At 56.6% G+C, this 12253-nt stretch carries 11 protein-coding genes and 1 tRNA gene; 5 read left to right on the forward strand and 7 right to left on the reverse strand.

Features of this window, described 5'->3' with window-relative positions:
* Positions 1–121 precede the first annotated feature (121 nt).
* Positions 122–589, forward strand: a complete 468-nt coding sequence (locus tag AC0L8N_RS02985) for a winged helix-turn-helix transcriptional regulator (protein ID WP_473666090.1) — start codon at positions 122–124, stop codon at positions 587–589.
* Between the two features lie 235 nt (positions 590–824).
* Entirely contained in the window at positions 825–1388 is a 564-nt protein-coding gene (locus tag AC0L8N_RS02990) for a hypothetical protein (RefSeq protein ID WP_473666091.1), read from the forward strand.
* 429 nt (positions 1389–1817) lie between these two features.
* On the opposite strand, the gene AC0L8N_RS02995 is transcribed toward AC0L8N_RS02990, so the two are convergent.
* The 3 genes from AC0L8N_RS02995 to AC0L8N_RS03005 form a co-directional block, all read right to left on the reverse strand.
* On the reverse strand, positions 1818–2558 hold the full coding sequence (locus AC0L8N_RS02995) for a copper resistance protein B (protein ID WP_473666093.1): 741 nt from the start codon (positions 2556–2558) through the stop codon (positions 1818–1820).
* A 10-nt stretch (positions 2559–2568) separates the two neighbouring features.
* On the reverse strand, positions 2569–4566 hold the full coding sequence (locus AC0L8N_RS03000; RefSeq protein WP_473666094.1) for a copper resistance system multicopper oxidase: 1998 nt from the start codon (positions 4564–4566) through the stop codon (positions 2569–2571).
* A gap of 808 nt (positions 4567–5374) precedes the next feature.
* Positions 5375–5842, reverse strand: coding sequence for a VOC family protein (locus AC0L8N_RS03005; protein WP_473666095.1), 468 nt, complete (start codon positions 5840–5842; stop codon positions 5375–5377).
* 364 nt (positions 5843–6206) lie between these two features.
* Between AC0L8N_RS03005 and nhaA the strand changes: the two genes are divergently transcribed.
* Together nhaA and AC0L8N_RS03015 are read left to right on the forward strand one after the other, a co-directional pair.
* Complete coding sequence (gene nhaA / locus AC0L8N_RS03010; RefSeq protein ID WP_473666096.1) at positions 6207–7427, forward strand: Na+/H+ antiporter NhaA; 1221 nt, start codon at positions 6207–6209, stop codon at positions 7425–7427.
* 49 nt (positions 7428–7476) lie between these two features.
* Positions 7477–8235: an SDR family NAD(P)-dependent oxidoreductase gene (locus AC0L8N_RS03015; protein WP_473666097.1), complete on the forward strand. Its 759-nt coding sequence runs from the start codon at positions 7477–7479 to the stop codon at positions 8233–8235.
* Between the two features lie 70 nt (positions 8236–8305).
* Here AC0L8N_RS03015 and AC0L8N_RS03020 read toward each other — a convergent pair.
* A tRNA-Ser gene (locus AC0L8N_RS03020) sits at positions 8306–8396 on the reverse strand.
* Between the two features lie 345 nt (positions 8397–8741).
* On the opposite strand from AC0L8N_RS03020, the gene mltF reads away from it, so the two are divergent.
* A complete protein-coding gene (mltF, locus tag AC0L8N_RS03025) occupies positions 8742–10187 on the forward strand; it encodes a membrane-bound lytic murein transglycosylase MltF (RefSeq protein ID WP_473666098.1) in 1446 nt (481 codons plus the stop codon).
* Here mltF and tadA read toward each other — a convergent pair.
* The 3 genes from tadA to AC0L8N_RS03040 all read right to left on the reverse strand — a co-directional run bounded on the left by tadA (position 10155) and on the right by AC0L8N_RS03040 (position 12142).
* Positions 10155–10613: a tRNA adenosine(34) deaminase TadA gene (gene tadA / locus AC0L8N_RS03030; RefSeq protein WP_473666099.1), complete on the reverse strand. Its 459-nt coding sequence runs from the start codon at positions 10611–10613 to the stop codon at positions 10155–10157. The genes mltF and tadA overlap by 33 nt on opposite strands.
* Positions 10614–10794: 181 nt before the next feature.
* The gene (locus AC0L8N_RS03035; RefSeq protein ID WP_473666100.1) at positions 10795–11766 is read right to left on the reverse strand and encodes a M56 family metallopeptidase; all 972 of its coding nucleotides are present in this window, start codon (positions 11764–11766) and stop codon (positions 10795–10797) included.
* Positions 11759–12142 (reverse strand): BlaI/MecI/CopY family transcriptional regulator, encoded by a 384-nt coding sequence (locus AC0L8N_RS03040; protein WP_473670007.1) that lies wholly within the window; start codon positions 12140–12142, stop codon positions 11759–11761. The genes AC0L8N_RS03035 and AC0L8N_RS03040 overlap by 8 nt, the downstream gene beginning before the upstream one ends.
* Positions 12143–12253 lie beyond the last annotated feature (111 nt).

Here is a 12253-nt window from a genome sequence, read left to right on the forward strand (position 1 = left end):
ACTACTATACTGTTGAAAACAGGCAGTTTATTCACTTCATAGCAGTGTTTTTCGTCTATTTGTGATAGCTTCCCAGTGAATTCTTTCGTCCAACCCCTGATTCTCGACTGCGAGTAGTGAAATGCGCGAACTGGACAGAACCGACCGCCGTATCCTCGATGTCCTCCAGCACGATGGCCGCATCACAATGACGGAGCTGGCTGACCGGATTGGCCTGTCGGCAACCCCTTGCACGGAGCGTGTACGGCGTCTGGAGCGTGACGGCGTCATTACCGGCTACTACGCTCGCGTTGACCCGCGCGCGCTCGGCAAACCGATGCTGGTGTTCGTAGAGTTCAAACTGGCTGCCAAGTCCGCGAATACATTTGACACAGTCGGCCGGAAGCTGGCCAACGTGCCGGAGGTCATGGAATGCCACCTGGTGTCGGGGGAGTTCGATTACCTGATCAAGGCCCGTATCACCGAAATGACCGACTACCGCCGCTTGTTGGGCGCTATCCTGAACGAACTACCTGCCGCCGCGGAGTCGCGCAGTTACGTCGTCATGGAAGAAGTGAAAGAGAGTTTGTACTTATCGCCGTTTGCTTGAACCAATAGCAATGCCTTAGTCGGTCGTGCCGCTTTGAACGCACCAAAGCTAAGCCGCTGCTACTATTCGATCAACAGATTTGTAGTCAGCAAGTTGCCATGGCAGGTAACGTAAAGAAGGCATGTGCAGGAAATGTCAACGTGCGCGACCGTACAGTTCACATGGAAGCAACCGCTGTCACCAACCCTGAAATTTGCAGGCTCGAACTGAATCAGCTTCACAGGAATTAAAGAACATGGATATCGACCGTTTTGTTGCAGACTGCATCGCCGCAAATGATGACGACGACGCTCAATCTGCGGTCAATGAAGTACTCGCCAAAGCGGTCTCTACTCCCCGTGACGTCCTTGCTGCGCTCGGCGAACCAACCGAGGCCGGACTGAATGTGCTGCTACGTTCCCCAACGTTGACGATATTCGCTGCCACATGGACTCCGCAAATGAATCTCATGCCGCACAATCACCTGATGTGGGCAAACATCGGTATCTACACTGGACGGGAAGACAACATTTTCTGGAAGCGAACTACTGACGGAATCAAGGCATGCGGCGCCGATGCCCTGTTCGCAAAAGACACCGCCATGCTGGCGCCCGACGCGATGCATTCGGTTACCAATCCACTGCAGCGCTTCACGGGCGGCATTCACATCTACGGTGGTGATTTCTTTGACACGAAACGAAGCCAGTGGAACCCGGAAACGCTGGAAGAAGAACCTTCCGATGGAGCCGTAATTCGTGAATTGTTTCAGCGTGAAAATACAAGGCTGAGGGTGGACCAGAAACCCCAGGAGAACGACTGAGTTCACGCCAAGTAATTCCAGTTTATCGTCGTAGAATAGTCCCCGAGCACCTACCCAAGAACCGCCGCTATCACCTGAGTCTTCAAACACAGGCTGACTCTGTTGTGAGGCTGCACAATTGCCGATTCACCGCGGCCGGCCACGGGTTACTCTCAATCGTCGCAGGCCCGCCAGCACGCTCAGTGCACAACGACTGTGAGGAACACCACGGTCGTCCCGGACCACACCCAGCATGCTGGGTGCGTTCCGGAGTACATCAAAGGCGCCGGCAGGACGACTTGGCGACACAGCGCTGAGCCAATGCGTTGCAGCAATCAGAACCGTTTGTGATACGAACCACGCCTCTGTCTGGACCAATTTGCCAATAAGCCTCGCAACCGAGGTTCTCAAACCGTGACAGGCCGAACCGCTATCTATACAGCAGCGCCGTCAGAACCAGAACCGCAAGCCCGCAACCAACGACGTAACCGACGTCTCCTCACCGGCAGCGCGCAGGATGTCAGCCGTGTTGCCGTAACTCTGCTTCCATTTCAGTCCCACGTAAGGCGCGAACTCACGACGCACCTCGTAACGCAACCGCAAACCGAGTTCGCTGCTGTTTACGCCGCTGGCAATTCCGGCTTCCGGTGCGTCACTCAGCGCGGCATCCACAGCAAGGCTGGGTTGCAGAACCCAGCGTTGGGTCAGTAACAGTTCGTATTCCGCTTCAAAGCGCAAGGAAATGTCACCGTCCTCACTGACAAACGTGGCTGCGTCAATTTCGAACTCGTACGGTGCAACGCCTTGAATACCCGCCACAAGGAAACTGCGACCATCGTTGGGTTTGAAATCGTGCCGTACGCCAAGTTGCCATTCCCAGTAAGGCGCGAACAAACGACTGAACAGCAGCTGCAATTCGGCGTGCTCCGGGGAACTGCCGGACACGCCTTCTCCTTCTGTTTTCCAGCGCAAACGATTGAAGTCATACCCGTACCAGCCCTGCGCTTCCCAGGCATAACTATCGTCGCCATCGGCAAAGCCGCTTTCCAGGCGGTCGCCTACTACCTTCCAGTACGGGCCTGGCGTATGCATCGGCGGGCCCCAGTGGTCGGGCGTTCCGGCGGTACGGTCAGCATGGGCGGCAGACGCCAGTAATAGTACGGTTACTGGCAACCATTGTCGGTTCTTCATCTTTATCACCTCAACTCACCCGTACAACACGAAACATGCCCATCTCCATGTGGTAGAGGAGATGACAGTGAAACGCCCAACGACCCTTCGCGTCGGCATTAATCAACATCGAAACCCGCGAAGCGGGCATCACGTTGATTGTGTGTTTGCGCGGAATCTCGCGGCCGTGACCGTTCTCAATTTCCAGCCACATGCCGTGCAGGTGTATGGGATGGTTCATCATCGTGTCGTTCACGAGTGTCAGCCGCAATCGTTCGCCGTAGTTGAACTCAATCGGTCCATCCACTTCGTGAAACTGCACACCGTCAAATGACCACATGTACCGTTCCATGTGTCCGGTAAGGTGCAGCTCCAGCTCACGATCCACCGGCCGGTCGTCGTAGTCATGGGCCAGACGCTTTAGATCGGTGTAGACGAGTACCCGGTGCTCGATGTCCGTTAATCCGGTGCCGCGCTCGCCGAGACGATTTCTTTGCACCGCGGCAACGCCCGCATTGCCAGCGCCGTGCTGATCTGGACCGTGTCGCGCTATGACGGGACCAGCGGCGCCGCCCATGTCATGACCATCATGTCCCATGCTGCTGTGATCCATGCCTGCCATACGGGCATCGCCCTGGGGCATGCTTCCGTGGTTCATCGCAACGTGATCCATCGTGCTGTGGTCCACGCCTGTCATACCGGCATCATCCTTGGGCATGTTTCCGTGGTTCATCGCACCGTGATCCATCGTGCTGTAATCCATGCCCGCCATACCGGCCTCACCCTTGGACATGCTTTCGTGGTTCATCGCACCGTGATCCATCGTGCTGTGATCCGGGCCATTTTTTTTGCTGTCGTCGCCGGTCGGTTCACCCATATCCATGTCGCCGTGATCCATGCCCATGTCAATCATTGACAGTTTCGGCGGTTTTCTCAGTGCTGGTATAGCCGCGCGAAGCCCTTGTCGGGGTGCCAGTGTGCCGGCAGCGAAACCGCTGCGGTCTATGGACTCGGCCATCACTGTGAATGCACGGTTTTCCGTTGGCGTGACAATCACGTCGTAGGTTTCCGCCGTGGATATTTGAAATTCGTCAGTTTCGACCGGCTGAATATTCTGCCCGTCGGCGGCTACGACCTGCATAGCCAAACCCGGGATACGAATATTGAATATGGACATTGCCGAACCGTTGATAAAACGCAGCCGTACTCGTTCACCCGGCCTAAACACGCCGGTCCAGTTACCGGCGGGGTGCAGGCCGTTCATCAAAAAGGTATAGGCGGTTGCGCCCACATCGGCGATATCAGACTGCATCATTCGCATTCGGTCCCACGCCAGTTTGGTCCGCAACGCATCCCGTCGAGTCCCGCTCGCCGGGTTGAGCACGTCTCCTAATGTCCGCTGTTGATAGTTGTAGTAGTCACCCATCTTTTTCAGGCGACCCATAACACGGTGCGGATCATCGAACGTCCAGTCCGAAAGCATCACGACATAGTCGCGGTCATACTGAACGGGGTCCGGATCCTGCGGATGAATCACCAGAGGGCCGTACACACCAACCTGCTCCTGCAATCCGGAGTGGCTGTGATACCAGTAACTGCCGTTCTGCCGCACCGGGAAACGGTACTGAAACGTCGTGTCCGGCTTGATGCCCTGAAAAGTAACACCGGGCACACCATCCATTTCGAACGGCAGAATGATGCCGTGCCAGTGTATGGACGTGTCATCGCGCAGCGCATTGCTGACGTTAAGCACAACGTCCTGTCCCTCGTACCATTCCAGCAACGGGCCGGGAATGCTGTTGTTGATGGTCATGGCATTGCCGGTACCGCCGGCAATCTCCATGCGCTGCGCGGCGATGCGCAGGTCGAAAACCAGCGGCTCGCTGCCGGGGCCGTCCTGCTGATGCAGAACATTCATATTGCGCGCCCAGACGGGGACCAGGGCGTCAAGCAAAGCTGTGCTGCCGGTGGCTGCCGCATAGCGGAGGAACCGGCGTCGCGTTGCGCCGATTGGTTTTGGGTCAATCATTGAAGTACTTCCTGCTGCTTGCGGGCCCGACATCAAGCCAGAGCGCCGGCAAATAGGTGCATACGCCCTGTCAGATCAAACAGAGCAACCGAGCGGCAACCCGAAGGTGCCGGATCAGCAAGAAGCGATTGGAGGTCGGAAGAGCGGTCCGGAGTACGGCGCTGGCGGCGCGCGTTTTACGAAGGGGTGAACGGTCACCTCAAGTCCGGCCGGCAGGGTCAGATTGGCCGCAATGCTGGGCGCCGTGGGAGTCACGGACGTGGCACATAAGGCAACGCATGATTCACAGCACGGGCTGTCATCCAGCGCTGGCGCATTTTGTTCGTGATCCATAGCGCCCATGTCATGCATGCTGTGATCCATGTTTCCCATCTGGGACGCAGACCACCCGTCCTCAACGGAAAAACATAAGCCTGCAACATCAGCGAGCCCTGCCGCAGGCACGCTGAGCAGAATCAACAACAGGACAACAGCGGCTGAAGGCTTCATAAAAACAGGGTAAGGAAAACTGCTGCAAGACACAACTGACTGGGACCAGTGCATAGACTGAACGTTCCGAATGTCGCGCGAGAGAACGAGATTCAGCAATCATGTAATCGGCCGCGCTTCTGTATTTACAAGAGACCTTATGAACATCCCGGGGTCTGGGCGATCATGAACGAGAGACTAACTGGCGGACCGGAGCTCACCGGTCCGCCAGTCATCAGAACACGCGGCGGATTCCTGCCGTAACATGCTCGTTGTCTGCCAATGGTGTTGCTATGTTTATACAGGTATGCAGCCTGCGTAAATGGCAACCTCAAGCACCCTATTTGGCGAACAATTCAGACTCGACATCCTTAAAAGCTTTGAACTCGAGAGCATTTCCCGACGGGTCGCAAAAAAACATGGTGCCCTGCTCCCCTGGCTCTCCCTCGAATCGAACATAGGGTTCGATAATGAATTCCTGTTTGGCGTCGCGCAATTTCTTCGCCAGCTCATGCCATTCAGGGAAGGGAAGGACTACGCCGCAATGCGGTACCGGTACGCCCTGACCGTCGACCGGATTCTTGATATTGCCCACGCTGCCGTCTTTACCCAACGATGTATTCAGGTGCACCACAAACTGATGGCCGTACATATTGAAGTCGATCCACGTCTCATCACTCCTGCCTTCCGGCAGTCCCATGTATACGCCGTAAAAATCCCGAGCTTCGGAAATGTCGCGGACCTGGATCGCTATATGAAAAGGGCTCAAAACAGCGTTCAATAAACCTTGATTGCGGCTAGCGCTCACAGACTACTCCTATTGTTCTTATTGCTTCCAAAAATGCCGCATCCTACCGAAAACTTTGCTGCCGCGGTAACTAAATACCTTGTTCACTGCAAACTGTTCGACACCCATGCAGCGTATGCTGCGGTCGGAGCTTCTCCCCCAGATCGAATAACAACAACCTGCCGTCGTTCTGCGAACCAGCCCCGGACTGGCGGAGCAGAATCAGCGATGGGGCGACATCCGGTGATGGACTCGCGGCCACGGTATAGGTAACCCGGGAGCGACACTCGACTGTTTGCGACCGTCGCCCCGCCCAATACTGCTAGGACCAGCCAATCTCGTTTTGCTAAGCTGACGATCTTTGTATTTCTGCCTAAGGAATTCGATGCCCGATTCTCGATCTGCCCCATCCGAAAAAGTCATGTCTGCCCTGCGTGAATTTATGCAGCTCGAGTCGGCAAGTGGTCTTCTGCTACTCGCTGCGGCGGTATTGGCCATGCTCATTGCCAACTCCCCCTTAGCAGCAACTTACGATTCCTTACTCAGCACCACGGTCGCCGTTCAGGTCGGCGCGCTGATCATCAACAAACCTCTCTTGCTCTGGATCAATGACGGCCTGATGGCCGTGTTCTTTTTCTTGATCGGCCTGGAGATCAAACGCGAAGTAGTGGAAGGCGAACTGTCGTCGGTGTCGCAGGTAGTGCTGCCCGCAATGGGTGCATTGGGTGGGATGCTGGTGCCAGCGGGCATTTACGTTGCTCTCAACTACAGCGACCCGGTAGCGCTCGGAGGGTGGGCCATACCGATGGCGACCGACATTGCATTCGCCCTCGCACTGCTGGGCACTTTCGGCAGTCGAGTCCCAACCGCACTCAAGGTATTCCTGCTGACGCTGGCCATCTTTGACGATCTTGCGGCGATTGTAGTCATTGCGCTGTTCTATTCCGGCGACTTATCCTTGTTCGCGTTGATCACCGGCGCAATCGCACTAACTGCCGCACTGGCAATGAACCGGCTCGGCGTCACACGTGTATCGGCCTACGTGCTGATTGGTGTCGTCTTGTGGGTGGCTGTGCTCAAGTCCGGCGTACACGCGACACTTGCCGGCGTACTGGTTGCACTCTGCGTACCGATGCGCGACAACTCGGGCGGCTCGCCACTGCGAGAACTGGAACACGATCTCCACGGGCCGGTTGCCTTCGCGATTCTGCCGATATTCGCGTTCGCCAATGCTGGCCTCTCACTGTCTGGCCTGTCGATCGACACCGTCCTTCACCCCGTAACTCTGGGCATAATTGCGGGACTGGTCCTGGGCAAGCCGCTGGGCATCATGTTTTTTGTCAGCCTGGCTGTCGCGTTACGAATAGTGCGCCTGCCGACTAACGTGAATTGGTGGCAGCTGCTTGGCATATCGTTTGCCTGTGGCATTGGTTTCACAATGAGCTTGTTTATTGCGGGACTGGCCTTCGAACACGGTGGTGGCCAGTACTATGGCGGCGACCGGTTGGGCATACTGCTGGGCTCGATCATTGCTGCCGGTGCTTGTTACATTCTGCTGCACCTCAGTTTGCCGGCAGCAAAGCTTAAATCGGAATGCCCGGATTGATAACTCAATGAACCGGGTAGCGGAATCTGCAACGAGGCGTTCGAATATCGTGGACTACAAACCAGAAAATGCTGATCAGTTTTTGCGCGGCAAACGCGTTGCAATTTCAGGCGCTGGTCGCGGCTTGGGCCGCGCGCTAGCCATCGTTACCGCAGATCACGGGGCGGATACCGTGCTCCTTGGCCGGGATAAGTTGGCCCTCGATGAGGTCGCAGCTACGATCAGTGCAAGAACCGAACGAAACCCTCTCGCCGTGGCGTGTGATCTGGCGAGTCCAGCGAGCGTTCACACCGCTAGCGAAGAAGTGCTCAATGGTAATGCGATTGTCGATGTGTTGATAAACAACGGAGCGCCGTGGTCGACTGGCAACCTGGTCGATCTGTCCGACGATGACATTGTCGCTACTGTGGCAGCCGCCGTAACCGGGACCATTCTGCTGACAAAAAAGTTGCTGCCCGCACTCCGACAATCAGCGGCCGCCGATATCATTACCATCGTTTCGACATCGGCAATTTTCGGCAATTACCACAGCGGTGGTTCGGCGCCTTTTTTTGCCGCCAAACACGGCCAGTCCGGATTCAGCGACAAACTGCGTCATGAGTTGCGAAACGACGAAATTCGCGTTTCGGCAATCTATCCCCCTGACTTCGATGACGCGGACCCGGCCGACCCCAGCTGGGCGGGCATACCCTGCCAAAGTACGATGATTTCGAACCGCGAGATTGTGTCAATCGTGCTGTTTATTTTGGCGTCTTCAAGAGCATGCAGTTTTCCCGCCGTTTTTGTCGCTGGAATGGCGTCGAACTGAGAACCTCACCCGGTCTTACACTGAGAGTAAGTGACCGCTCGTCTCAATCAAATTTACGCATTCCTGAAGATGGCGGAGAGGGTGGGATTCGAACCCACGGTACGGTACAACCGTACACCTGATTTCGAGTCAGGCACATTCGACCACTCTGCCACCTCTCCCGGTCTTCGCGGCTCTCGCATGGCGTTCACATCTGGCGGGCGACGCGTTGCTGGCGGCCGACCGTGCGAGGCGCGTATTCTAACCGTATGTGCGCGGCACTGCGACCCTCCCATTGACCCGCATTCGCAGACTATCGCTAGCTGATTAGCCCCGCTAAATCAAGGGTAGACGGCACTGCATTTTCGGTCCTGCTAGGGTAGCCTAGGCGGTCTGTTCCACCGCCAGACGGGGCTCAATCCCACCGGTGTCACTGCGCCACAGACGCCGCTCACGAAGGAATTCGTGAGCGCGTTTCCGGTCATATTACTAATCGAAACGGAGCGTCGTACTGTGGAATACAAGGAGTGGATTTGCGCCTGATTTCCTATGTACTTGTCGCGTTGCTGGTTGGGACCTGCTCATCCCCTCCGCCCCTGCTTGACCAGGTATTGCACCTGGGCGAGCTGCGCGTCGTGACTCGTAATGCGCCAACCACCTATTACATCGGCCAGGAAGGTCCGGCCGGTCCCGAATTTGATCTCGTGCAGGACTTCGCCGACGAGCTTGGTGTCGAGTTGCGGATCGACACCGTCGACAGTGTTGCCGAGGTCATGCCTTACCTGCTCGCCGGCAAAGCGCATATGGCGGCCGCCGGCTTGTCCGTAACTGACTCGCGACGGCGGTTCCTCGATTTCGGACACCCTTACAATACCGTCGACGTGCACCTGGTCTATCGTCTCGGCACAGTCAGGCCGCGCGAGATTCAGGACATAATCGGCCGCAAAGTCGAGGTCGTTGCTAACAGCAGTCACTCCGACTTGATGGCCTCGCTGGAAACGGTCTACCCGGATATAGACTGGGCTGAGAATGCCGATCTCGAAGTGCGTGACCTGCTGGAGAAAGTGGCTCTGGGAGAAATCGACCTGACCATCGCCGACAGCACCGCCTTTAATATTCAACGCCACTTCTACCCCGACTTGCGGGTTGCACTGGATCTTGAACTCGATGACCCGCTGGCGTGGGCGTACCGCAAGGACGACGGACACAGCCTCCTGAAACGCGCAGATGAATTTCTGATCGGCGCAGAACGCAGCGGCCGGCTCGCCCAGGTCAACGACCGTTATTACGGGCACGCCGAAAAATTCGACTACGTCGGCACTCGTGCCTTCATACGGCATTTCGAGAGCCGCCTGCCCCGCTACCGTCCTCTGTTCGAACAAGCGGCCGCTGAAACCGGTACCGACTGGCGCCTGTTGGCGGCCATTGGCTATCAGGAGTCGCACTGGCGCGCAAAGGCCGTCTCGCCCACCGGCGTGCGCGGCATCATGATGCTGACCCTGGCCACCGCGGATTACCTCGACATCGATGACCGGCTCGACCCAGAAAGCAGCATCGTCGGCGGCGCCCGTTATTTCGTGCGGCAATCAGAGCGCCTGCCGGACGAGATCGGCGAACCGGACAGAACCTGGCTCGCACTGGCTTCGTACAATGTCGGCTTTAATCACGTGAAAGACGCGCGACAGCTCGTGGAATGGCAAGGGGGCGACCCGAACACCTGGGTGGATGTCAGCAAGACCCTGCCATTGCTAGCGCGGAAGAAATGGTATTCGCTCGTTGACTACGGCTATGCGCGCGGTTGGGAGCCGGTGTTGTACGTGAACAATATTCGCCGCTACTACAACATCATTCGCTGGCTCACCGAAACTGAAGGCAACGAGGAATCACTGGATAACGATACCAACACCTTCGAAGTAGCGCAGAGCGGTGACAGTCCTGAATCAACGTCGGCTGACGAAGAAGCTCTGCAGTAAAGCCCGCGATTCATCGGCAAACAAACCGCCAGTCACTTCGATGCGGTGGTTAAGAGCCCGTTCGGAGCTGAGGTCCAGAACACTGCCCGCCGCCCCGGCTTTCTCATCGTAAGCGCCGAACAACAAACGGGAGACTCGCGCGTTAAGCATTGCACCCAAGCACATGACGCACGGCTCCAGCGTCACGACAAGATCACATCCGGTTAGCCGGTAATTGCCAATCGCGTTCGCCGCCTCGCGCAACGCCATGACTTCCGCGTGTGCCGTCGGGTCGTGATCAGCAATAGGGCGATTGTAGCCACGGCCAATGATCTCGCCTCGACGAACGACAACGGCACCGACCGGCACTTCGTTTTGCTCGGCAGCGAGTGCGGCGAGGCGCAATGCTTCCTGCATGTGCGCGACATCGCTGTCGGGCCAGCGCACCACTACACGCCCTCGATCATCAGCAGGGACTGTCGACTCTTAACTTTCATTCTAAAAACCACCGCATGTTTGTTGCTTTCATAATAGATACTGCGTGCGGAATCCTCACCGAGGAACACAAATTGCCGCCTTCGCAAAGGAGAAAGGCAGAACGAACGCGCTGCTCAAGAGTGCAAAAAAATCACCCTGCCACATGCCCTAACCATTCGATTAACTCGTGAGAGCCCGCTGTGAACAAGTAGATCAGAAGGACCCAGTTTATTGATAAATAGACGAAGGACTTCAGCCAGCTGCCAGCCGGGGCTTCGCCGCCGATTCGGCCGCGCTCCAGGGCGGTCAAGCGCGTAGCCGAGTCGTCACCATCAAAACCAAGGCGGCAGTCACTTCCTGCCATTGCCGTTCGAGACGACAACTCAGACAGTCGCCGAATTACGGCCGCCACCTGAGCTGCCCCGCCTGTCGAACGCGCCGCTACTTCATCACATGCCTGCTCTGCATCAGCGCGGCTGTCGCTGCTTATCCGTTGCCGCAATGGCGCCGGCCAGAAGAGAGTCAGCCAACGTAATGCGAAAGCCCGCAGATTATCCAATCTATCCGCGTGAGCGCGCTCATGGCTTAGAACTATCGCCAATTCTTCCGGCTGCAATTGCCTGACCAAGCCTCGGGTTAACAGTACTTTCGGTTTCCACAAACCGACACAACAGGCCATCAAGTCCTGGCTATCCAGAGTCTGATAGCCGTCTTCATTTCGACTGGTCATAGCCCGCAATACTCGATACTGACGATGCGCGCGACGCAACGTCCACAGTAAAGCCAGCAATAACAACAAGACAAGCAAACTACTAATGGCCGCCAATCCAAGGATAATGATTGAGTCATGCGCATAGACCGGCGCATGGGCACCGCATTGATCACCGTGGCAGTGCGCGGTGATGAACAGGCCGGAAAGTGCGGGCTGAGTCAGCAGCACAACTGACAGTATTGCGGCCGCAGGGGCCGAACCCGCGTATAACAAACGCACAAATGATCGCAACGACGCACCAAACCCGGAAATCCGGGACGAAACTATCGGGTAGAGGAGCGCGCTCAGTAAGCTCGCGCCGACTGAAATGGCCAGCCACCACCCCAGTACTTCGAATGACATTTCACTCATCGCTGACCTCGCAGCCACCCTCACCGCTACGTTCGAAATCTATTGACCTGGACAACTTCCCAACCTGCTCCGGCGCTTCAGCCGATACGTAATCGAGAAACCCGGAAATCATGGGGGCCAAATCCCCGCGCGCGACCTGGTTCGCCATATCACGTAACAAGCCGCTGATTAATTGCGATTTCGTCATGGTGGCGCGGTATCGGTAGGCCCTGCCCTGCTTGCTACGCTCAACCAATTGCTTGCGGTAGAGTCTTTCCAGCGTGCTTTGCACCGTGGACAAGGATATGTCGCCATCAGGCATGCGGCTCTTTATCGCCTGAGCCGTGGCATCGCCCCGGTCCCAAAGTACCCTCGAGCACCAATAGCTCACGCTCACCCAAATCGGGCAGTTGCTGATTTCGGTCTGATTCAACTCCGAACAGTAGTCTAGGAAGCTTGGGCACCATCCGGTAACGATAGCCTATCTGTATTGGCCTGCGCACCCTCT

This window comes from Woeseia sp. D3-10, from assembly GCF_055809415.1.